This window comes from Pseudoalteromonas sp. 2CM39R, from assembly GCF_023161845.1.
Genome location: NZ_JALNTM010000011.1, coordinates 116383 through 137533 on the forward strand (window position 1 = coordinate 116383; position 21151 = coordinate 137533).

The following is a 21151-nucleotide window of genomic DNA, read 5'->3' on the forward strand; positions in this document are numbered from 1 at the left end:
CTAAAAGAGTGCTAAGATGGTTTCAAATGTTTATCACCGAGGTGAAAAATGAGTAAAGATTTATACGCAATGGCACTTACAGTTGGGCAACAAAGCGCAAGTATGGACGGCTACCTTCAAGCTGTTAGTACTATTCCTATGCTTAAAGTTGAGCAAGAGCAGGAACTTGCAAAAAGACTTCAGGAAGAAGGCGATCTTAGTGCTGCAAAGCAACTCATTATGTCGCATTTGCGCTTTGTAGCGCACATAGCTAAAAGCTACTCGGGTTACGGGTTACCTCAAGCTGATTTAATTCAAGAAGGTAACATCGGACTGATGAAAGCAGTAAAACGTTTTGACCCATCAGTGGGTGTACGTTTGGTTTCATTTGCCGTTCATTGGATTAAAGCCGAAATTCATGAGTTTGTGCTTAAAAACTGGCGTATCGTTAAAGTAGCGACGACCAAAGCACAACGTAAATTGTTTTTTAACTTACGTAAAAATAAAAAGCGTTTAGGTTGGTTTAACCAAGCTGAAGTGAGCACAGTAGCTAGCGAGCTAGGTGTGAGTGAAAAAGAAGTACGTGAAATGGAATCGCGTATGAGCGGCCAAGATATGGGCTTTGATTTAACTGGCGACGATAATGATGACGCGCCAACTAGTACTTACTCACCGGTACAGTACTTAACCGATGGTTCTGCTGATTTAGCTGACGACATTGAACAGCAACAATGGCAAGAACAGTCACATACGCGTTTATTTAGCGCTTTGAAAACTCTCGATGAGCGTTCTCAAGATATTGTTAGTGCTCGTTGGTTGTCAGACGATAAAGCAACACTGCAAGAGCTGGCTGAAAAATACAGCGTATCAGCAGAGCGTGTTCGCCAGCTGGAAAAAACAGCAATGAAAAAATTACAAAGCGCGATGAGTTAATTGCACTAAAAAACTGATTAAGCCCTGCATGAAAATGCGGGGCTTTTTTTTAACTAAAAAAGCTAACTAAAAAGGTTAATAGAAAGTATCGTTTTTCTTGTTCTGCTTACCTCTAGTCACATCTATGTATCTTTTAATTAAATATACGCTCTTTAAAATTAATGAATAAGTTTGGTTTTAATTTAAATACATGATTTTAGTTTGTTTTTAATTTGGGTATATGAAAATATTCGCGCACCTGAGCGACTTATCGCTCAAATCGTAGCCTAAATTAAGTCATTTAATTGCTGGTTTGTTGCCTTTCAATTTCATTTAACGCGAGTATTTACACTCAATATGAACTCATATTCACTAAAGAAAAAAATCTTGCTATCGGTCGTTCTTGCCCTAGCCGTTATTATTATATTGCTGTCGTGGAATAGCTATACCTCTCAAAAAGCGTTACTGCTAAAAAGCAGTATTGATAACGTAAGCCAATCTGGTAAGCAACAGGCTACGAGTATTGAAGATTGGCTAGCTAGTCGCCAGCAGATAATTAAATCGGTTGCGAATAAGGTTGAGGGCAACACGCTCAGCGCACTTCAGCAAGCAGCATTTTCAGGTGGCTTTCAGTTAACTTACTTTGGAGATAGTAGCGGAAAAATGACTGACTCTGATCCCAGTATTGATCGCACCGGCTACGATCCGCGCACTCGTCCATGGTATAAACAAGCACTGCTTCAAAGTAGTACCGTAATTACCAAACCTTATTTAGATACCGCGTATAATCTGTTGGTTGTTTCTATTGCTAAAACCACGCAAAGCGGTGTGGTTGCGGGGGATTTATCGATTGAGGCCCTGGTTGATAGCGTCAATACAATGTCTTTGCCTGCAGATGGGTACGCCATTATGATGCATAAAGATGGCACTGTGATTGCCTACAAAGACGCTAGAAAAGTAATGGCAGATATTACGCGTATTGACTCGAAAATAAATCATCAATTAATTTTATCTAACAGTCAAAACGGTGAATTTACTCCTGTTTACTTTGAGAGTGAAGGCCGAGAGAAGCTAGTTTGGGGTGAAAACATTAACAATACAGATTGGCAGTTGTTGTTTGTATTGGATAAACAAACTTTAGAGGCTCCGCTTATTAGTTTATTGCTGACCCAATTAGTGCTGGTTGCAGTAGCACTTTTACTGAGTGTGTTGGCTATTTCATGGTTATTGGGTGTATTGCTCGCTCCTTTGAGCCGAGTGTCGCAAGCTTTATCAACAATTGCAGATGGTAACGGTGATTTAACCCAGCGTATAACTGTTGATACGCAAGATGAAGTTGGGGTTCTGGCTGATAGTTTTAATCGTTTTGTTAGCAGCCAACATGAACTGATCAGTCATATTCGTCAATTAGCTACTGACTTAGACTTTGATGCAGAGAAAAGCTTAATCACCAACCAAAGCAGTGTCAGTGAGTTGCAGCGTCAGCAACAAGAAGTGGCTATGGTTGCTACCGCGGTCACAGAAATGGCGAGTGCAACCCATGAAATTGCCGCTAATGCAGAAAACACTGCAACCGCATCGCAACAATCGGCACAAAGTAGCCGTGAAGGTAAGTTGTTAGTTGATAAAACCAGAAACACGATTAATTCACTCGCGGGCGAAATAGACCAAACTACCACAGTTATTGGTGAATTAAGTTTGCATGCTCAGGCTATATCGAGCATTTTAACTACCATTCAAGAAATTGCTGAGCAAACAAATCTCTTAGCGCTTAATGCTGCAATAGAGGCCGCCCGTGCGGGAGAGCAGGGGCGTGGTTTTGCAGTGGTTGCCGATGAAGTGCGCGTGTTATCAAGAAGAACACAAAACTCTACAGCCGAAATTTATACCACTATAGAAACCTTACAAAACACCACTAAAAAAGCAGTGAGCTTGATGGACAGCAGTAAGGGCTATGCCAACAATAGTGTGGATGATGTAAATGCTGCCGCACACGCACTAGAAGAAATTACTTTGGCGGTAAATGAGATTTCTGATATGGCGGGTCAAATAGCGGTTGCAGCAGAAGAGCAAACGCAAGTGACCAATGAAATTACTAGAAATACGGTTGCTATTAAAGATGTAACCGATGAAATAACTACCTCAGCTACCGCGCATTTAAGCCAAGCCGAAGTATTAAAAGACAGAGCTACAGATCTAAATGCCAAGGTAGCGACATTTGTTTTATAAATACCATACTTATAATTGAGTTAAATTAACTGTTGGGGTAAGGCGTTCGCTTACTCCATCAGTTTAATGAAATGGCTTGTTGTTGGGCTATTTGTACATACTTACGTTCTACCAGCTGTGATACTGGTACCAGTTCAAATCCTTGCTCGATTAATTGCGGCAAAGCTTGGCGTAAAAAATCGATAGTTTCGGGGTAGGGGTGTGCTATTGCAATGGCAAACTGATATTTAGTTGCTTTTGACTTTAGCTCTTCTAGCCTAAATTGTAGCTGCTCAGGGGTAGTTATATTATCTAAAAATACATGCCGACCAATATTTTCTACCCCCAAAAAGTTAGCTGCATTTTGCGCCTGGCTTAATTCGGTTGTTCGGCTATCGAGAAAATACAACTGACGCTTTTTAAGTACTTCCATGGTCCACTTCATTGCTTGGCTTTGCTGAGTGAGTGCAGAACCCATATGATTATTAACCCCTTTAACTTGTGGCAAACTCGCCAGTGCATTACCGAGTGTTTGTTGAAGTTGTGCTTTATCCATATTTAAAGTAAGCGCCCCAGGGCCTAGCTTTTTACCATTTAAAGCTTGCATAGGCACATGCAACAGGAGCTCTTTATTTGACTGACTAGCAAGGGTTGCAAATATTTGAGAATAGGGGGTATGAGGCAAAATTGAATAAGACAATTGCCCAGGTAAACTTAGGAATTCTAGGTCACGTTGATGATAACCTATGTCATCGATCACTATGGCTATTTGTTTGGCTTTAACACCATAGGGTGTAGCAAATAGGATTAAAAAAAGCCCAGCTAACACCATTAAATTTATAATTTTCACGTTTTATAATTTTTATTATCTTTAAATAGTTTACCGTTTTTATTGCATGCTAAGTAGCTGTTTTGCTTTTACTAACTGGATATCGGCTAATTCTTCAGCGTTAAAAACGGTGTTTTGTTCTAATTGTTCATTTTTTATTATAACGGCTTTATTTGTTTGTGGAAGTGTTGTTTGATTAATCGCCACATTTGGAGTTACGCCAATCCCTTCAATAGACTCTCCCAGTGGCGTGAAGTAACGTGCGGTGGTTAGTTTTAAGGCGGTATCGCCGTCGCCTAATGGAATAAGTGATTGCACTGTTCCTTTACCAAACGACTGACTCCCTACTATTTTTGCACGTAGATTTTCTTTTAACGCTGCAGCCAGTATTTCTGCTGCTGAGGCTGAATTTTCATTAATCAGGACAACAATCGGAGCACCTTTCAAAATATCGCCGCGTTTAGCGTAAAAAGATTGGTTCGAATCATAAAAGCGCCCTTTGGTCGTTACAATTAAGCCATCTTGAAGAAACAGGTCTGCTACCGCAACTGCACTCTTTAAAGTGCCTCCCGGGTTATCTCGTAAATCAATAATTAGGCCTTTTAATGAATGGCCATAATGGTTTTGCATGGCGGCTATTTGCAAGGCAACTTCATGCAAAGTGTGATTAGAAAAGTTATTAATAGCGATATAACCGCTACCTGAGTCAAGTAGTTGCTTAGTTACACTCGTTAGCTTAATTTGTTTTCTACTGAGATTAAATATTAGCGGTGTTTGAGTGTTATTACGGGTAATACTTAGCTGTACTTTACCGTTAGCACTGTCTTTGATGTATTGTGCAACTAAATCAATCGGACTATTTTCTACATAGTGCTGATTAACGGCAGTAATTATATCGCCTGAGCGAAGTCCTGCTTGTTTGGCTGGTGAATTATTAATTACTTTAACAATCGTGGTGCGTTGCTCGATGCTTTTTACTTCTATACCTAGGCCGGTATAGCGACCATTCGTGTTATTAAATAATGCATTTAGCTCATTTTTATCTAAATACTTAGAGTAGGCGTCGAGCTTAGAGTATAAGCGTTCAAATTGAGACGAGTTGTATTCAATATACTCACTGTTTTGCAGTGCTAAATCATCAACGTAGTAGGTGTGAATATTAAACAGTATTTCATTTATTTTTTGGCTTTCTAAGTCTTTAACCGAGCTTGCATAGGCTGTATTTATAAAGCCAAAAAACACTAATAAAACAAATAAGATAAAACAAAAGCAGGGTGCACGCTTTTTCACAGAGGTTTTTTGTTGGCAAATGTGTGTGTTTATCATAACTGCCTCTAACAGGATGCAGCTATTTTGATATTAAATACGCCTGCACCATTTTATGGGATTAACAGCACGTCCTTTATGACGTATTTCAAAGTATAGACCAGAATCGGCTTGTCCACCGCTTTGCCCAACTAATGCAACACTTTCACCTTCTCTGACCATATCACCCACGTCTTTTAGCAAGGTTTGTGCGTGTCCGTATAAGCTCATAAAACCTTGACCATGGTCAAGTACGATTACCCAGCCATAGCCTTTTAACCAGTCGGCAAATACTACTTGGCCATTATCAATGCTATTAACTGAAGTCCCTTCAGATGCAGAAATTAATACACCTTTCCAGTTTATTCCGCCGTGCTTACGTTGACCAAACCTATGCGCTAATTTTCCTTTGCTCGGCCAGTTTAATTTTCCTTTATTACGATTTAAGCCAAGTAGTTCAATTTTTGTAACTTTTTCTTCTTCTTCAAGTTCTTTGATAGTGGCGATCAGAGTTTGTTCGTTTTCTTCTAAATAGCTAATGGAATTTTTGGTTTTATTTAACTGCTTTTTTAGGTTTTGTAAGCTTGCTTGGCGCTCATTTTTAGCCCCAAGAAGTGCTGCTTGTCGTCTTTTTTGTTCTTCAAATAAAGCAACGAGCCTCTCTTTTGTTTTCGCAAGCTCAGCTTGATTTTTTGCAATCTCAACTTGCAGTGCTTTAAGATCATCAAGTTGCTTTATACGAGCTTTATTCAGGTAGTTATAGTAGCTAAGTGTGCGTTCAAATTTGGCGGTATCTTCTTGGTTAAGTAGCATTTTTGAATAGTCATCGCTACCTGCCATATAAGCACTTTTTAACTGTGCTGCTAAAATACGTTGAAATTGGGCTTGTTGTTTTTCAAGCTTTGCCGCGCGTTGTTGTTGCTCTGCTTGCTGTTGTTGTGTTTTTTTAACGGATTGCTCAGCCATATTAAGTGCTTTAGCGTTTTTCGCTATAGCGAGCTCATGTGTTTTTAGTTTTTGCTGCTGTTTAGCTATTTCTTTTTGCTGTTGTTGAAACTCAGCTTGGCTTTGCTCTAAAGCAACTTGTACTTGGGATAGGTCTTTTTTGGTACGATCTTCATTAGCCACTGCAACGCCAGTGGCTAATGAGTTTAGTACACATATACACGCAATGATGCGGCATGCGCTTTTATTCATAAATTATTTCAACACCATAATTGGCGAACCGGTCATTTCTGCAGGTTGTTCCAAACCCATTAAATGCAGCATAGTAGGTGCAACATCGCTCAAGGCTTTACCGGTATGCGCTTGTGCGTCACGACCTACATAAATAAAGGGTACTGGCTCGCTAGTATGTGCTGTGTGCGCTTGGCCTGTTTTAAGGTTTGCCATTTGCTCTGCATTACCATGATCAGCAGTTATTAGTGCTTCTCCACCATATTCTTTAAGGGCATCAACTACACGACCAATACAGCTATCTACTGCTTCACAGGCTTTAACTGCCGCTTCAAATACACCTGAGTGGCCGACCATATCGCCATTAGGGTAGTTACAAATAATGGCATCATACTTTCCACTTTTTATTGCTGCAACGAGTTTATCGGTAAGCATTTGTGAGTTCATTTCTGGCTGTAAATCATACGTTGCTACTTGAGGAGATGGGATCAGCTCGCGAGTTTCGCCGTCAAACTCATTTTCGCGTCCGCCACTAAAGAAAAAGGTAACGTGGGCATATTTTTCAGTTTCAGATATACGTAGCTGAGTTTTACCTTGTTTTTCAAACCATTCGCCAAGTACGTTATTAAGCGGCGTTGGGCCAAAAGCCGCTGGCGCATCAATATCAGCAGCGTATTCAGTCATCATCACAAAGGCACTAAGCTCGGGCGATTTTTTCTTATTAAAGCCGTCAAAATCAGGTTCGACAAAGGCGCGAGTGATTTCGCGTGCGCGGTCTGCTCTAAAGTTGGCAAATATAATGGTGTCGCCATCATTTACTTTTACTGATTCGTTACCTTTCGGGGTAATAGTACTTGCTGCTACAAATTCGTCATTTTCATCGCGCTCATAAGCCGCGTTAAGTGCGTTTACGCCATCTTCATAATCAAAGTCGCTTTCACCTAGGGTGATTAAATTATACGCTTTTTCAACACGGTTCCAGCGGTTGTCTCTGTCCATGGCATAGTAACGACCAATTAATGAGGCTAAACGGCCACATTTAAGTTCGCTAAACAAGGCTTCAATACGCTCAATTGATGCTTTAGCGCTGCGTGGGGGAGTATCTCTGCCATCTAAAAAGGCATGAAAGTACACCTCTTTAGCGCCGCGTTTTGCAGCCAATTGTATACTCGCCACAATATGATCTTCGTGACTATGAACGCCACCAGGGCTTAGCAGTCCCATAATATGAACGGCTTTGTTGGCATGAACAGCTTTATCAATGTTTTCAACCAGTGCAGGGGTTGTATCAAATTCGCCATCATCAATGGCTTTTGTGATGCGAGTAAAATCTTGATACACAATACGACCAGCACCTAAATTAACGTGGCCAACCTCAGAATTACCCATTTGACCACCAGGAAGACCCACATCTAAACCCGATGCTGAAATTAATGTATGAGGGCGAGTTGCCCAAAGCTCATCTAACACAGGGGTATTAGCAGCTAAAATGGCATTACTTTGCTCATCTTCTCTGTATCCCCAGCCATCTAAAATCATTAATACCAGTGGTTTTTTATGCTCTGTCATAGTCACTCCTGAATAATTAGCGTTGCTAAAATACACGCTAACATTAATGCCAACATGCCAAGCTTAAGCATACCGTGTTTTATAGCTAGGATCAGCAATGAAAAGAAGATATTAAAAATTTTCAATGAGCTCACTCTCTCAATTGAATATTTTAAAGGGTTAGGTTATTTTTCAGTTAAAAGAGCACTACATTGTGGCTTTCACGCGTGCTTAAACTCGCATTTTTAGCTGATTTGGGTATACTTGCGCGGCTAATCCCTATTTTATTCAAGTATTGAATAGGCTTGTGGGGTAAGTTAAGCCTATGTGTAGGTAAAATTCAGAGTAGCCTAGCAGTGCTCTAAATTGACTTATTGATGAGTGACTGCTCATTGTGTAAGTACAATAAATATGAATTAAATATCTAAAACACCTTGTTTTAGCATGTAACTTTATAGTGGAAGTCGAATGGATCAATATATTGAATTTGTCTCAAATCATCCAATTCTAAGCCTAGCTTGGGTTGCGATTGCGTTTCTTATTGTTAGTGGCGCAATAAAAAGTAAATTTTCAGCAATTCGTCAGATCAATCCTCAGCAGTTAACGTTACTTATTAACCGCGAAGACGGTCAGGTTGTTGATATGCGCGGGCAAAAAGAGTTTAAAACAGGTCATATTGCCGGTGCTGTGCATTTAAACCCAGAAAAAGCTAAAGAATCTGATTTCTCAACCCTTGAAAAGTATAAGAGCAAACCCATTATAGTGGTATGTGCTGCAGGCATGACTGCCTCAGGTGTTGCAACCGCAATGCATAAAGCAGGCTATGAACAGGTTTATGTTTTATCTGGCGGTATAGGTGCGTGGCAATCAGCAAGTCTGCCAACAACAAGCGGTCGCTAATATCTCTTAGCTAAACCGATTAAGGATTAATTATGAGTAACGTTGTTTTATACACCAAAGGATATTGTCCTTTTTGTCATCGCGCATTAGCGCTGTTAGACAGCAAAGGTGTAGAATACACAAACATTGATATTGGCGTTCAGCCAGAGCTTCGCGATGAAATGATCGCCAAAGCCGGTGGCGCAAGCACGGTTCCACAAATTTTTATCAACGATGAACACATCGGTGGCTGTGACGACATGATGGCACTAGAAGCACAAGGTCACCTTGACGCTAAGCTGAGTGCTTAATTTAATTAATTATAATAAATAACAGGTTAGGAATAACAATGAACGAACAAAATCAAAACGCAGCAGCAGAAGCTGATGCAGGCGCACAGTTTACTATTCAACGTATTTACACTAAAGATGTGTCGTTTGAAACGCCAAATTCACCAGCTATTTTTCAAAAAGAGTGGGCTCCAGAAGTAAAACTAGATTTAGATACACGCTCTAATAAGCTTGATGAAGGTGTATACGAAGTTGTTTTAGCATTAACTGTGACAGCATCTATCGGTGAAGAAACTGCGTTTTTGTGTGAAATTCAACAAGCAGGTATTTTTACTATTGCTGAAGTTGAAGAGATGCAATTAGCACACATGCTAGGTGCATTCTGTCCTAACGTGTTATTCCCATATGCACGTGAAGCGGTATCGAACTTAGTAAACCGTGGTACGTTTCCACAGCTTAATCTTGCGCCAGTTAACTTTGACGCATTATTTGCACAGTACATGCAGCAACGCACAGCGCAAGCTGAGCAGGCTTCAGCAGACGCATAATTTATGAATACAGCAACATCAGCTGTTACTGTTTTAGGGGCGGGGTCATATGGCACCGCCCTTGCTATTTGTTTAGCCCGAAATGGTCACAAAGTGACTTTATGGGGGCGCAATAGCCAAGACGTTGCGACGCTTGCAGCTGAGCGAAAAAATCAACGTTACTTACCTGATATTCCTTTTCCTGATACCTTAACTCTTGAAGCCGATTTACAGCATGCAACAGCAGCTAGCGATATTGTTTTAGTTGTTGTGCCAAGTCATGCGTTTGCTGACACGTTAAAGCAAATTAAACCGGCTTTGCGCTCAGATGCAAAAATAGCGTGGGCTACTAAAGGGCTTGAGCCAGATACTGGGCGTTTATTGCAAGAAGTGGCAGTGCAAGAACTCGGTGAAGAAGTACCATTAGCAGTGCTTTCGGGGCCAACTTTTGCCAAAGAAATGGCTAAGGGCTCACCAACCGCTATTTCGGTGTCATCAACGTCATCAGCATTTGCGAAACAAATTGCCGATTTATTACATTGCGGTCGCTCGTTTAGAGTGTACAACAATGACGACTTTATTGGCATACAGCTTGGTGGTGCGGTTAAAAACGTAATTGCTATTGGTGCAGGGATTTCTGATGGTGTTGGCTTTGGTGCAAATGCACGTACCGCGCTTATTACCCGTGGTTTAGCAGAGTTATCGCGTTTGGGTTGTGCCCTAGGTGCAAAGCCAGAGACCTTTATGGGGATGGCTGGGTTAGGCGATTTAATTCTAACCTGTACCGATAATCAGTCGCGCAATCGCCGTTTTGGTTTAGCCTTAGGTCAAGGTGAAAGTGTTGATGATGCGATTGCATCAATCGGCCAAGTAGTTGAAGGCTTTAGAAATACCAAAGAAGTATATCTACTCGCGCAGCGTGCTGGTGTTGAAATGCCAATCACTGAGCAAATATACAAAGTACTTTATGAAAATAAAGACATGAAAGCAGCTGCTATGGCCTTATTAGGTCGTGAACAGAAATCAGAATAAAACGAACTGCTAGGTTTTAGGTGACAGGTATTTTGTTTACCTAAAACCTAAAACCTAAAACCTAAAACCTTATTGGGCGTTTGGAAAACCAAGCTGGCGCCAAGATTCATACACAAACACAGCGACCGCATTAGATAGATTCATACTGCGGCTATCGGCTTGCATAGGAATACGCACGCGTTGCTCGTTTGGCAGTGCTTGAATCATGTCATCAGGTAAGCCTCGGGTTTCTGGGCCGAATACTAAGCAATCACCCGCTTCATACTGTGCTTGGTGATGAAACTGACTACCTTTAGTGGTGCACGCATACACTTTTTTAGGCTGGCACTTTTCTAAGTAAGCTTCAAATGAAGCATGACGTTGCACATGACTAAATTCGTGATAATCAAGGCCAGCGCGTTTTACACGTTTGTCATCCCATTCAAACCCTAACGGTTCAATTAAATGCAGTGCATAGCCTGTATTGGCACATAAACGAATGATATTCCCGGTGTTAGGCGGAATTTCAGGTTGGTATAAAACAATATCCAGCACAATAAGCCCTATAAAATCTTTAATTTGACGGGCTCAGTATACACGAACAATGAATAAAAAATGATATACTGAAAACATTAAATACAGCATAAAACGGAAAGATACGTGCATAATCGCAGTTATGAATTTTGGGTCAAGGCCTCTAGCATCGTGACCATGGTCATGGTTAGCCTAATGATTGCGACCAAAGCATGGGCGTGGCTGGCGTCGGGTTCGGCGTCAATGCTTGGCTCATTAACCGACTCATTAATGGATATCACAGCGACACTAATGAGCTTTTTGGTTTTATCGTATGCACTGCGTCCTGCTGACGATGACCACCGATTTGGTCACGGTAAAGCGGAGGCGCTTGCAGGGCTGGGACAAGCAGCTTTTATTGCAGGCTCGGGTTGTTTATTGGCGTTTCACGGTATTGAGCGACTCATTAACCCCGTAGAGCTGACACATTCATTATTAGGTGTTTGGGTCAGTATTTTTGCCATAGTGTGTACATTAGTGATTGTATTTGTGCAAAATAAAGTCGTGAAGCATACAGAGTCAATCGCTATAAAAGCCGATTCTGTGCACTACAAAGGCGATTTAATTTTAAACGCTGCGGTGCTACTTGCTATTTTGCTGGCCTATTATGGGGTACTGTATGCTGACCCTTTGTTTGCGATAGGTGTGGCAGGGTATTTACTTTATAACAGCTGGGATATAGCAACAGAGAGTGCCTCACACTTAATGGATAAAGAGCTGCCCGATGAAGAAAAGCAAAGCATTTTTGAAATAGCGCGTAAACATAATGACGTTTATGGGGTGCACGGTATTCGCACTCGACAAGGCGGTAAAGTTAAGTTTATTCAGCTGCATTTAGAGCTTGATGACAATTTACCACTTATTCGTGCCCATAAAGTAGCAGATGAAGTAGAAGCCATGATAAGTGCTCGTTTTGAATCTGAGGTAGATATACTCATCCACCTCGATCCGCTTTCTGTTTTAGTGAATTCTAAAACTGCTCAAGAAGTAATAGACTCACAAAACTGATAAAAATTAGCTAATAGCGGCTTTCGAATTTCGTCACGTTCAAAAAGTAGCTCGTGTTTTGCATCTTCAAAACTCTCGATTGTTGCATGAGCATGCCTTTTTGCAAAACTATACTGCGCTTTGTTATTAACCACTGTATCGCTAGCTGCACTTGCTATAAACAATGGAATTGGTACGTTTAGATTATCAATCGACTTTAAGAATGATATCGTAGCTGCGAGCCAGCCAAACGTAACGCCACCTAATTGTATGTTAGGTTCTAATTGATAGGCTTGCCTAAAGTAGGTGTAACGCTCCTCGCTGCTAGTAAGTACGTTTTCTGTAAATGGGATTGGGTTGTAGTTGCCTTGTCCAAATGCATAGCAAGAGTGTAAACCAAGCCAAGTGGCTAAGTTAACAATAAATTGCGTTGGTATTTTTGGTACGTCTTTTGTAAAAATATCAAACATAGGCGCAGACAAAAACACACCTTTATAGCTGTTTTCAAAATTAGCTAAATAATCAACTGCTATCGCGCTACCCATTGAATGAGCCAGCATGACTTTTTTACCTTGCCAATGCTTTGAAACTATTTGCTGATCAAAGTTATTAAGGTCATTGCTGTAGTTATTATAATGTTTTACAAAGCCTTTATGCTTATTTTTAAGATGTCTGTAAGAGCGCCCCTGACCTTGGTGATCCATAATAAACACAGCAAAATTATTACAGTATAGCTCCCATATCAGTTCTTTATACTTTTCTAGGCCCTCAACACGCCCCGTACTTATCACTACTGCAGTGGTAGCATTGTTAGGGATTGCGTATGCGTAAAATAACTTTCCTGCAGGTGTATCTAAGTAGCTTTTAGTTAAATGTGAAGTATAAAAAACACTAATGGCCTCTTGATTACTCTCAAGCTGGGCTTCTGAACTATAAAACATGCTTTACTCTTTGATTAACGGCAAGGTTATATTAGCACACAAGCCACCTTGTTCTTTATTCGATAAGACTAAATTTCCGCCATGCGCTATTACCGCATTTTTTGCAATGGCTAACCCTAACCCCGTACCCCCGCTGATGCGGTCGCGTGCATCTGATTGCCTAAAAAACGGTTCACACAATTTATCAAGTTGCGCTTTAGGGACGCCTGGACCATCATCACATATTTGTATGTATATGGTATCACTGTGTTTTAAGCTAATACTAATAGTATGTTGTGCATATTTAATGGCGTTGCGCAGAATGTTCTCTAAGGCACTGGCAATCAACATTTCGTCGCACTCTATATTTACTTCAACATTACCGTGTACAACTAGGGCTTTATTGTGCTGTTTTGCTTCAAACTGAGCATCGTTAATCACATGGTCAACAATCACTTGCAGCGACTGTGTTTGCAGCGATAAAGGTTGGCTATTAGCTTCTAAGCGCGATACCTGCAATACATCGGCTATCATTTTATCTAGTTGATTAGCTTCTTTTTCAATACGCAATAAATACGATTGGCTTGCTTCACTTGCCTGCATTTGTGCCAACCCCGTAGCCATTTTTAAACGAGTTAGCGGAGAGCGTAATTCATGGGATATATCGGCTAATAAACGCTTTTGAGCGCTGAGTAACTGCTCAAGTTGATCAGCCATACGGTTAAAGTCGCGTCCTAAAACTCCAAGTTCATCTTTTCGCTGACTATTTATCGCCGCACGCGCACTTAAATCGCCGTTTGAAAGCTTGATTGCTGCTTGTTTTAAGCTATTTATAGGGGCAATTAAGTTACGACTAAATAAGAAACTTAATGTAAGTGAGGCGATAATTGCAATGGAAATTTTTAACCAAACGGGTAATAATCTTAAGCGAATAAAGAGTGGTCGCTGCTGATTGATATCGATTTCATATAACTCAAATTCCCCTTCAGGAACCCGAATGCGTACAGGGCCAAAAGCTTGGTAATATTCAGTAAAAATAACCTGTGGCGACATGCCCTTACTAAAGTTAAGTAAGCTTAAATCAATATTGTTCTCAACATTTTTACTGATCAACACTTCATCGCTATTTTGCGAATTTAAATAAAGTAACTTACGTTTAGTTAAACGCGGATGAGTAATAATATCATTAATAGAGCGCTTGTGTTTATGTGCGCTACGCTCAATACCTCGTGCCAAATATTCTAGGTTTTTTTGCATCGGCCCTTGTAGTGGATCATGGCTAATAGCGTTTATTAGTGAAATATTACTTAAGAAAAAGAGCGCTGTAAAAGTGCCTATAATCGTCAGCCAAAACCACGTAAAGACCTTAAAAAATAAATAATACCGTGGGTGGCGAAGCCAACTAAAACGCAGAGGTTTATTCTCCTTGGATGAAGACATAACCCGTTCCCCTCATTGTTTTAATTTTATCGCCCTCAATATGCTCGGCTATTTTTTTACGAATATTACTCACATGCATATCTATAGAACGGTCGAAAGATGCTAAGCGTCTGCCTAATACATCTTCGCTTATTTGCTCTTTGCTAATTACATCAGGCGCGTGTTTTATCAATAAAGCGAGTATTTCGTATTCGGTGCCCGTTAGTGTGAGGGGGCTGTTATTAATACTGGCCTCTCGCGCAGCAAAATTAATAGTAATACCATTTAAAGAGAGCTTTTTATTAGTGTTATTGCTTACACTATTTATATGTTCAATGCGGCGAGTAATTGCTTTTACGCGGGCAAGGAGTTCTCTGTGATTAAACGGCTTTGGTATGTAGTCGTCAGCGCCGAGCTCTAAACCAAAAATACGGTCAAAGTCTTCTCCTTTAGCGGTCAACATAATCACTGGTGTTAATTTACTTTGCCTGAGTTGCTTCAGCACTTCAAAGCCATCTATAGAGGGCAGCATAACGTCTAGTAATATAAGCGCGTAATCGTTTTGCAAGGCAAGCTCTAAGCCTTGTTGACCATCATGTGAGGTTTGAACGCTAAAGCCCTGTGCACTTAGGTATTCGCTTAATAATTCGCATAAACCGGTATCATCATCAATCATTAATAGTTTCATATATAAAGCCTTACGCGCTGTTTATGGTTTTATTTTACGCGTTTAATGTATCAATAGTTAGTCTTTACATAACCTTTACACTGCTTTGCGTTACTTTGCATTGAGCCAGTTATAGTGAACACACTGGTTAGCAGCCAACAACCAACCCAATATAAAGGTGATGATTATGACTAAAGTAAACACGCTATCAAAATTAGTACTTATATGTGGCTTAACAGCTGCAACGCTCAGTGCGGGCAGCGCATTCGCAAAAGGCGATGGCTATAAACAAGAACACTCTCAAGCGCGCTTTTTACTCTCTGAGCGAGCAGCAGATAAGCTGGCACTTACGCAAGATCAACAAACACAACTAAAAGCGATTTTTACAGCGCAAAAAACGCAAATTAAAGCGCTAAGAAGCCAAGACAAAGACGTGCGCAAGGCACAGCGTCAAGCCTATAAAGCACAAATGGATGCATTATTGTCAGCGCCAAATTTTGACGAAAATGCAGCTAAAGAGTTATTAACCGCACGCCAAGATAAGAAACAGCAATTGGGGTTAATTAAATTAAAAACCCAGCATCAAGTAATGCAATTGCTTAACGCTGAGCAAAAAGAAAAGTTAGCTAAAATACAGCAGCGAATGAATAAAAAACACCGTGAACATAGAGCATAACGTTTTAACGCAAAGCAAAAAGCCAGCTAAATGCTGGCTTTTTTATATTACACGAGTGATTATTTAAAAAAGTCATCTTCATTTTTTGCCATCATTGCTTCAATGTCTTCAATCATGTCTTGATTGAATTCATCTGCAGAGGTGATGGGTGCTGAAATTTTATTATTTTCAAACGACCACTCACCTAAGTCAATAAGTTGGCAACGCTTTGAACAAAAAGGGCGGTGCGGACTTTGTGCTGACCATTCTACTTTTATTTTGCAGGTTGGGCAGTTAACCATAGTTGGCATAATTTACTCTCAAATTGATATAGGCTTAGCCGCTCAATTTATCGTTAAGCAACTAAGCACTTTATTTAAAAACTAGTAACACGGTTTATCTCAGCCAGAGAGGTAACGCCCTCTGCTGCTTTTCGAAGACCTGATAAGCGTATGTTATTAAACCCTGCTTTAAGTGATACTTCGGCAATTTCTAGTGAGTTACCCCCACGCATAATAATTTGTGCAATTTCTGGAGTAACTTTCATAACTTCGTAAATACCAACACGGCCTTTGAAGCCATCTGTACAGTTTTCACAGCCTTTGGGGGCATATAAAACCATATCCTGTATTTGCTGTTCACTAAAGCCTTGGCGCATAAGTTCTTCACGCGGTAATTGCTCTGGCGTTTTACATTTAGAGCATAACCTTCGGGCTAAACGCTGGGCGATTATCAAGCTGATTGAACTGGCCACATTATACGCGGGTACGCCCATATTTAACAAACGAGTAATCGTTTCTGGTGCTGAGTTAGTATGTAATGTAGATAACACTAAATGACCGGTTTGCGCCGCCTTAATAGATATTTCAGCGGTTTCTAAATCACGTATTTCACCGACCATTACTACATCGGGATCTTGGCGTAAAAATGCGCGCAAAGCGTTAGCAAATGTCATGTCGGCTTTAGTGTTTATTTGTACTTGGTTAATCCCTTCGAGGTTAATTTCTACCGGATCTTCGGCGGTACTAATATTTCGCTCGGGCTGATTTAGTATATTTAAGCCCGTATACAGGGATACGGTTTTACCCGAGCCAGTTGGGCCAGTAACTAAAATCATCCCCTGAGGTTGATTTAGTGCATCGAGGTAGAGCTCTTTCTGTTCGGGTTCATAGCCTAAAACATCAATACCTAACATGGCACTTGATGAATCGAGGATACGCATTACAATTTTTTCGCCCCATAAGGTAGGCATGGTACTAACACGAAAATCAATACTTTTACGTTCTGTCACTTTGAGTTTTATGCGGCCATCTTGTGGCTTACGTTTTTCAGCGATATCAAGGCGTGACATAACTTTTATACGAGCAGATAGCTTACTGGCTAAGGTATTTGGCGGGCTGGCTACCTCATGCAAAATTCCGTCGATGCGAAAGCGAATACGATATTTATGTTCATAAGGTTCAAAGTGAAGATCCGAAGCGCCTTTTTTTATTGCGTCCATTAAAATTTTATTAATGTAGACAATAATAGGGGCGTCGTCTTTGTCATCGTCTTTAGGCGTATGATCTTTTTGTGGCTCAGGATCTAGTTCAGCAAACTCTTTAAATTCATCCTCACTTAAATTAAGGCTACCTGCAGCATCCAATAGTTGCTCAATTTTATGGTCAAGCTGTAGGTAGTCAACCACCACCACTTCACACGATAAACCGGTGCTAAATTCAAAGTTTTCAAAAGCGCCGTAATCGGTAGGATCTGAGGCGGCAATATATACTTTTCTGCCTTTTTGTACCAAAGGTAAAATATGATGCTTGCGGATCAGCTTTTCTTTAACTAGCTCGGCAGGAATTTGTGCAACATTAAAATCTTTTAAATCAAAAAAAGGCACTCTAAACAAATCAATACATTGCTCAGCTAAATCGTTGCTATCTATTTTTCCGCATTTAGAAATAAGTTCTGCGGTTGACGCAAAGTCTTGCTGCCTGGCTTTTACGGTATCGGTATCAACCCGGCCGAGGGTAATAAATTTTCTTAGTAACGGTGAGTTAATATTCATTGCGCACCTGATTTAATCCTTCTTTACTCAGCAATTTATCAGAAAAAAGAAAGGAATACATTAATCGTACCAATGCAGCAGATAATTTACCGATAAAAATATCAGTTTATTGCGCTGTGATTGGGTCAGTCACTCTATATTGTAGACTTTGCTTGCTGTAAATAATAATTATGTAGCTTAAGTAAGTCTTGTTTTACATCGTTTAAATCGCGGTTATTATTTAAAATATCATCCGCTTTTTGTTGTTTATGCTCACGAGACATTTGTGCGTCAATTATTTGTTTTGCTTGTTCAGAGCTTATATTGTCACGTTTTGTGGTGCGGGTAATTTGTATTTCTACTGGTACATCAATCAGCAAGGTGCGATTACAGTAGCGATCAAGCCCATTTTCAAATAATAACGGGGCAACTAAAACCACATAGTCGCTTTTCGCGTTTTTTAAGTCAGTGAGCAGTTTAGTACGAATTAAAGGGTGCAACAGCCCATTGAGCCATGTTTTTTGTTCAGGATTACTAAAAATCCGCGATCGTAGTTCGCTACGGTTTAATGAGCCATGTTCATCGAGTATGTCAGTGCCAAAATGCTCAACAATAGCTTTTAGACCATCAGTGCCAGGTTCAACTACTTGGCGAGCTATAATATCAGCATCAACAATAGTAATGCCTAGTTCTGCCAACATATCGCTAACTGCGGTTTTACCACAGCCAATCCCGCCGGTTAGGCCCAGCACCCAGTTATTTTTATGGTTTTGTGTATTACTCATAATTAGTAACCAATAAAATTAAAATAGCTGTTTTGTAGTTGTGTCCCCCACAGCATAGTTATCCAACCGGCTATTGCTAAATAAGGGCCAAAAGGAATAGGGGTTGCTTTGTCTTTACCTTGAATACTCAGTAGGGCAATGCCAATAACAGCGCCAACTACGCTTGAAAGTAAAATAATGGTCAATAACGATTGCCAACCCAGCAGTGCGCCAAATACAGCCAGTAATTTAAAGTCGCCATAACCCATACCTTCTTTGCCAGTAATTAGCTTAAACAGCCAAAACACGCTCCATAAGCTTAAGTAACCACATGCTGCACCAATAATGGCATCGCTAGGGGCTATGGTATAACCCACAACTGAGGCGATTAACGCCAGCCATAAAAGCGGCAAAGTAAGCTGATCTGGCAGTAGCATGTGATCAATATCAATAAAAGTCAGTGCTACCAATGCCCAAGTCACTACAATGTACAATAAGGCCTGCTCAGTTGCGCCAAAAGTGTAAGCAACAACTAGGCTTAAAATAGCGGTAATGGCTTCAACGATTGGGTAACGCACTGAGATTGGGTTATCACAGGTTGCACATTTACCTTTTAAAAATAACCAACTAAATATAGGGATGTTTTGCCATGGCTTAATGGCTGCTTTGCACTTGGGACAACATGAGTTGGGCTTAACTAAATTAAACGTGCCAGTAGTCTGTGAAGTGGTCTGTTCAGCCTTTGGGCTGGTTAGTTCATCGGCTAATAATAAGCGGCATTCAGTTTGCCATTCTTTTTGCATCATCAGTGGCAAGCGGTATATCACCACATTTAAAAAACTACCAATACATAAACTCACTAGGGCAACTGTGGTCAAATAAAACCATAAGTTAGCTTGCATCGCGTGGCTGATATCAATAAAAAGACTTTGCATTTATTTTACCTAAAACTAAATTCTGTGTTGATAATACAGTGGTTTTATATAAGTGCAAAATTAGGATTAGGTTAAAGGTTCGGGCAACGAGATGCGGGTACCCTCGCGTTTTAATTGTTCTGTAGGCGGGGCTTTATGCCGCGCAAGGTCATTATTCACAAAGAGGTTAAGAGACGCTTCGCTTTTAGAGGTAGTTAAGGTTACGGGTAACGAGCTGCGGGCCTCGCACCTCGACCCTAAAACCTGTTTAAATAACTGAACCTAGTTGGAAAATAGGTAAGTACATGGCCACAATTAAGCCGCCAACTAATACACCGAGTACCGCCATGATTAATGGCTCCAGTAAGCTAGATAGGCCATCTACCGCGTCATCTACTTCTTGCTCGTAAATAGTGGCGACTTTAGCGAGCATGCCATCAAGCGATCCTGATTCTTCACCAATGGCGACCATTTGCACTACCATATCGGGGAATATTTTTGAATTACGCATTGCCCAATTCATTTGATTACCTGAGCTTACCTCGGCTTTTATTTCTAAAATAGCATAACGGTAAACCGCGTTTCCTGAGGCACCGGCTGCAGAATCCAAAGCATCCACCAATGGTACACCAGCAGCAAAGGTGGTCGATAAAGTACGTGCATAACGCGCTACGGCTGCTTTATTTAAAATCATACCAACAACAGGGAGTTTAAGTATGGCGCGGTCAGTGGCATCACGCAGTTTTAAACTTCTTAAATGTGCTTCTTTAAATATATAACCAAATGCCACAACGCCAATTAGGGCTATCCACCAGTTGGCTTGCATAAATTCAGAAATGGCGATGACGAATAACGTAAAAGCGGGCAGTTCGGCACCAAAGCCAGCAAAAATATCTTGAAATTGCGGTACTACAAATATCAGCAAGATAGAGGTAACAATGAATGCGACAACTAAAACTGCCGCTGGATAAAACATGGCTTTTTTAATTTTTGATTTCAGCGCTTCTGATTTTTCTTTATAAAGGGCGACGCGGTCAAATATTTTATCCAAAGAGCCTGACTGCTCACCTGAGGCCACTAAATCGCAATATAAATCATCAAAATAACGAGGATGCTTTCTAAGTGCCATTGATAATGGTTGCCCCGCTTTAACCTCATCACCAATGGTTTCCATGAGTTTGCTCACGCTTTTATTAGTGGAGCCAGAGCCTATCATCTCAATTGATTGTATCAGCGGCACACCTGCCATCAGCATAGTGGCTATCTGCCTTGTCACTAAAGCAATATCCTTTGGGGTGATTTTTTGTATTCTTTGAATACCAAACAAAGGCTTGGCTCTTCGTTTGACTTTTGAGGGAGTAATGCCTTGCTTACGAAGCTGTGCCTTAACTAAGGCAATGCTGGAGCCTGTCAGCTCACCTTCGAGTTTTTTTCCTCGAGCGCTTACACCTGTCCATTGGAAGATGTCGAAACTTTTATCTTCTTGTTTTTTTACCATTAACTCACGCCCTTGAGCACATTAAAAAGGTAGCAAAAAGCTACCTCATTAATTTTAA

21 protein-coding genes are annotated in these 21151 nt (G+C 40.6%); 8 read left to right on the forward strand and 13 right to left on the reverse strand.

Annotation, left to right across the window (positions count from 1 at the left end):
• Positions 1 to 48: 48 nt before the first annotated feature.
• Together rpoH and MTF66_RS22980 are read left to right on the forward strand one after the other, a co-directional pair.
• Positions 49 to 912 (forward strand): RNA polymerase sigma factor RpoH, encoded by an 864-nt coding sequence (gene rpoH, locus MTF66_RS22975; protein WP_008114893.1) that lies wholly within the window; start codon positions 49 to 51, stop codon positions 910 to 912.
• Between the two features lie 336 nt (positions 913 to 1248).
• The gene (locus MTF66_RS22980; RefSeq protein WP_248528908.1) at positions 1249 to 3120 is read left to right on the forward strand and encodes a methyl-accepting chemotaxis protein; all 1872 of its coding nucleotides are present in this window, start codon (positions 1249 to 1251) and stop codon (positions 3118 to 3120) included.
• Positions 3121 to 3178: 58 nt separating this feature from the next.
• Here MTF66_RS22980 and MTF66_RS22985 read toward each other — a convergent pair whose 3' ends face one another.
• The 4 genes from MTF66_RS22985 to gpmM are packed head-to-tail and all read right to left on the reverse strand — an operon-like array spanning position 3179 to position 7978.
• Positions 3179 to 3931: a divergent polysaccharide deacetylase family protein gene (locus MTF66_RS22985; protein ID WP_041709615.1), complete on the reverse strand. Its 753-nt coding sequence runs from the start codon at positions 3929 to 3931 to the stop codon at positions 3179 to 3181.
• 57 nt (positions 3932 to 3988) lie between these two features.
• Complete coding sequence (locus MTF66_RS22990; RefSeq protein WP_010391823.1) at positions 3989 to 5254, reverse strand: S41 family peptidase; 1266 nt, start codon at positions 5252 to 5254, stop codon at positions 3989 to 3991.
• A gap of 33 nt (positions 5255 to 5287) precedes the next feature.
• Positions 5288 to 6430: a murein hydrolase activator EnvC gene (locus MTF66_RS22995; protein WP_010391825.1), complete on the reverse strand. Its 1143-nt coding sequence runs from the start codon at positions 6428 to 6430 to the stop codon at positions 5288 to 5290.
• A gap of 3 nt (positions 6431 to 6433) precedes the next feature.
• A complete protein-coding gene (gene gpmM / locus MTF66_RS23000) occupies positions 6434 to 7978 on the reverse strand; it encodes a 2,3-bisphosphoglycerate-independent phosphoglycerate mutase (RefSeq protein ID WP_248528909.1) in 1545 nt (514 codons plus the stop codon).
• Positions 7979 to 8425: 447 nt separating this feature from the next.
• Between gpmM and MTF66_RS23005 the strand changes: the two genes are divergently transcribed.
• From MTF66_RS23005 to gpsA, 4 genes are read left to right on the forward strand one after another with little or no spacing between them, the layout of a single operon-like run.
• Positions 8426 to 8857 carry a rhodanese-like domain-containing protein gene (locus tag MTF66_RS23005; RefSeq protein ID WP_248528911.1) on the forward strand — a complete coding sequence of 144 codons (432 nt, stop codon included), beginning with the start codon at positions 8426 to 8428 and terminating at the stop codon, positions 8855 to 8857.
• Positions 8858 to 8889: 32 nt separating this feature from the next.
• Positions 8890 to 9147: a glutaredoxin 3 gene (gene grxC, locus MTF66_RS23010; protein ID WP_010391834.1), complete on the forward strand. Its 258-nt coding sequence runs from the start codon at positions 8890 to 8892 to the stop codon at positions 9145 to 9147.
• Between the two features lie 38 nt (positions 9148 to 9185).
• A complete protein-coding gene (gene secB, locus MTF66_RS23015) occupies positions 9186 to 9674 on the forward strand; it encodes a protein-export chaperone SecB (RefSeq protein WP_010391837.1) in 489 nt (162 codons plus the stop codon).
• A gap of 3 nt (positions 9675 to 9677) precedes the next feature.
• Positions 9678 to 10685 carry an NAD(P)H-dependent glycerol-3-phosphate dehydrogenase gene (gpsA, locus tag MTF66_RS23020; RefSeq protein ID WP_055012423.1) on the forward strand — a complete coding sequence of 336 codons (1008 nt, stop codon included), beginning with the start codon at positions 9678 to 9680 and terminating at the stop codon, positions 10683 to 10685.
• Between the two features lie 69 nt (positions 10686 to 10754).
• Here gpsA and trmL read toward each other — a convergent pair whose 3' ends face one another.
• Positions 10755 to 11219, reverse strand: a complete 465-nt coding sequence (gene trmL / locus MTF66_RS23025) for a tRNA (uridine(34)/cytosine(34)/5-carboxymethylaminomethyluridine(34)-2'-O)-methyltransferase TrmL (protein ID WP_010391841.1) — start codon at positions 11217 to 11219, stop codon at positions 10755 to 10757.
• A 156-nt stretch (positions 11220 to 11375) separates the two neighbouring features.
• On the opposite strand from trmL, the gene MTF66_RS23030 reads away from it, so the two are divergent.
• A complete protein-coding gene (locus MTF66_RS23030; RefSeq protein WP_282454166.1) occupies positions 11376 to 12245 on the forward strand; it encodes a cation diffusion facilitator family transporter in 870 nt (289 codons plus the stop codon).
• Here the strand turns inward: MTF66_RS23030 and MTF66_RS23035 are convergent.
• From MTF66_RS23035 to MTF66_RS23045, 3 genes are read right to left on the reverse strand one after another with little or no spacing between them, the layout of a single operon-like run.
• Positions 12218 to 13165, reverse strand: coding sequence for an alpha/beta fold hydrolase (locus MTF66_RS23035; RefSeq protein WP_248528913.1), 948 nt, complete (start codon positions 13163 to 13165; stop codon positions 12218 to 12220). The two genes, MTF66_RS23030 and MTF66_RS23035, sit on opposite strands and share 28 nt — an antisense overlap.
• Before the next feature lie 3 nt (positions 13166 to 13168).
• Positions 13169 to 14584 carry an ATP-binding protein gene (locus tag MTF66_RS23040; protein ID WP_041709613.1) on the reverse strand — a complete coding sequence of 472 codons (1416 nt, stop codon included), beginning with the start codon at positions 14582 to 14584 and terminating at the stop codon, positions 13169 to 13171.
• Complete coding sequence (locus MTF66_RS23045) at positions 14562 to 15251, reverse strand: response regulator (protein WP_075169871.1); 690 nt, start codon at positions 15249 to 15251, stop codon at positions 14562 to 14564. The genes MTF66_RS23040 and MTF66_RS23045 overlap by 23 nt, the downstream gene beginning before the upstream one ends.
• 166 nt (positions 15252 to 15417) lie before the next feature.
• Here MTF66_RS23045 and MTF66_RS23050 point away from each other — a divergent pair, with 166 nt between their 5' ends.
• The gene (locus tag MTF66_RS23050) at positions 15418 to 15906 is read left to right on the forward strand and encodes a Spy/CpxP family protein refolding chaperone (RefSeq protein ID WP_248528915.1); all 489 of its coding nucleotides are present in this window, start codon (positions 15418 to 15420) and stop codon (positions 15904 to 15906) included.
• 59 nt (positions 15907 to 15965) lie between these two features.
• On the opposite strand, the gene yacG is transcribed toward MTF66_RS23050, so the two are convergent.
• The 5 genes from yacG to MTF66_RS23075 form a co-directional block, all read right to left on the reverse strand.
• A complete protein-coding gene (gene yacG, locus MTF66_RS23055; RefSeq protein WP_010391853.1) occupies positions 15966 to 16196 on the reverse strand; it encodes a DNA gyrase inhibitor YacG in 231 nt (76 codons plus the stop codon).
• Positions 16197 to 16261: 65 nt separating this feature from the next.
• On the reverse strand, positions 16262 to 17938 hold the full coding sequence (gene pilB / locus MTF66_RS23060) for a type IV-A pilus assembly ATPase PilB (protein WP_248528917.1): 1677 nt from the start codon (positions 17936 to 17938) through the stop codon (positions 16262 to 16264).
• Between the two features lie 134 nt (positions 17939 to 18072).
• On the reverse strand, positions 18073 to 18702 hold the full coding sequence (gene coaE, locus MTF66_RS23065) for a dephospho-CoA kinase (RefSeq protein ID WP_055012428.1): 630 nt from the start codon (positions 18700 to 18702) through the stop codon (positions 18073 to 18075).
• A gap of 2 nt (positions 18703 to 18704) precedes the next feature.
• Positions 18705 to 19616 (reverse strand): A24 family peptidase, encoded by a 912-nt coding sequence (locus MTF66_RS23070; RefSeq protein WP_248528918.1) that lies wholly within the window; start codon positions 19614 to 19616, stop codon positions 18705 to 18707.
• A 247-nt stretch (positions 19617 to 19863) separates the two neighbouring features.
• On the reverse strand, positions 19864 to 21093 hold the full coding sequence (locus MTF66_RS23075; protein WP_138623046.1) for a type II secretion system F family protein: 1230 nt from the start codon (positions 21091 to 21093) through the stop codon (positions 19864 to 19866).
• Between the last annotated feature and the right edge of the window lie 58 nt (positions 21094 to 21151).

What these genes read in the sequence shown, in the direction of transcription:
- rpoH (WP_008114893.1), top strand. Translation starts at nt 49, where the DNA reads ATGAGTAAAGATTTATACGCAATGGCACTTACAGTTGGGCAACAAAGC.
- MTF66_RS22980 (WP_248528908.1), top strand. Translation starts at nt 1,249, where the DNA reads ATGAACTCATATTCACTAAAGAAAAAAATCTTGCTATCGGTCGTTCTT.
- MTF66_RS22985 (WP_041709615.1), bottom strand. Translation starts at nt 3,931, where the DNA reads ATGGTGTTAGCTGGGCTTTTTTTAATCCTATTTGCTACACCCTATGGT.
- MTF66_RS22990 (WP_010391823.1), bottom strand. Translation starts at nt 5,254, where the DNA reads ATGATAAACACACACATTTGCCAACAAAAAACCTCTGTGAAAAAGCGT.
- MTF66_RS22995 (WP_010391825.1), bottom strand. Translation starts at nt 6,430, where the DNA reads ATGAATAAAAGCGCATGCCGCATCATTGCGTGTATATGTGTACTAAAC.
- gpmM (WP_248528909.1), bottom strand. Translation starts at nt 7,978, where the DNA reads ATGACAGAGCATAAAAAACCACTGGTATTAATGATTTTAGATGGCTGG.
- MTF66_RS23005 (WP_248528911.1), top strand. Translation starts at nt 8,426, where the DNA reads ATGGATCAATATATTGAATTTGTCTCAAATCATCCAATTCTAAGCCTA.
- grxC (WP_010391834.1), top strand. Translation starts at nt 8,890, where the DNA reads ATGAGTAACGTTGTTTTATACACCAAAGGATATTGTCCTTTTTGTCAT.
- secB (WP_010391837.1), top strand. Translation starts at nt 9,186, where the DNA reads ATGAACGAACAAAATCAAAACGCAGCAGCAGAAGCTGATGCAGGCGCA.
- gpsA (WP_055012423.1), top strand. Translation starts at nt 9,678, where the DNA reads ATGAATACAGCAACATCAGCTGTTACTGTTTTAGGGGCGGGGTCATAT.
- MTF66_RS23030 (WP_282454166.1), top strand. Translation starts at nt 11,376, where the DNA reads ATGGTCATGGTTAGCCTAATGATTGCGACCAAAGCATGGGCGTGGCTG.
- MTF66_RS23035 (WP_248528913.1), bottom strand. Translation starts at nt 13,165, where the DNA reads ATGTTTTATAGTTCAGAAGCCCAGCTTGAGAGTAATCAAGAGGCCATT.
- MTF66_RS23040 (WP_041709613.1), bottom strand. Translation starts at nt 14,584, where the DNA reads ATGTCTTCATCCAAGGAGAATAAACCTCTGCGTTTTAGTTGGCTTCGC.
- MTF66_RS23045 (WP_075169871.1), bottom strand. Translation starts at nt 15,251, where the DNA reads ATGAAACTATTAATGATTGATGATGATACCGGTTTATGCGAATTATTA.
- MTF66_RS23050 (WP_248528915.1), top strand. Translation starts at nt 15,418, where the DNA reads ATGACTAAAGTAAACACGCTATCAAAATTAGTACTTATATGTGGCTTA.
- yacG (WP_010391853.1), bottom strand. Translation starts at nt 16,196, where the DNA reads ATGCCAACTATGGTTAACTGCCCAACCTGCAAAATAAAAGTAGAATGG.
- pilB (WP_248528917.1), bottom strand. Translation starts at nt 17,938, where the DNA reads ATGAATATTAACTCACCGTTACTAAGAAAATTTATTACCCTCGGCCGG.
- coaE (WP_055012428.1), bottom strand. Translation starts at nt 18,702, where the DNA reads ATGAGTAATACACAAAACCATAAAAATAACTGGGTGCTGGGCCTAACC.
- MTF66_RS23070 (WP_248528918.1), bottom strand. Translation starts at nt 19,616, where the DNA reads ATGCAAAGTCTTTTTATTGATATCAGCCACGCGATGCAAGCTAACTTA.
- MTF66_RS23075 (WP_138623046.1), bottom strand. Translation starts at nt 21,093, where the DNA reads ATGGTAAAAAAACAAGAAGATAAAAGTTTCGACATCTTCCAATGGACA.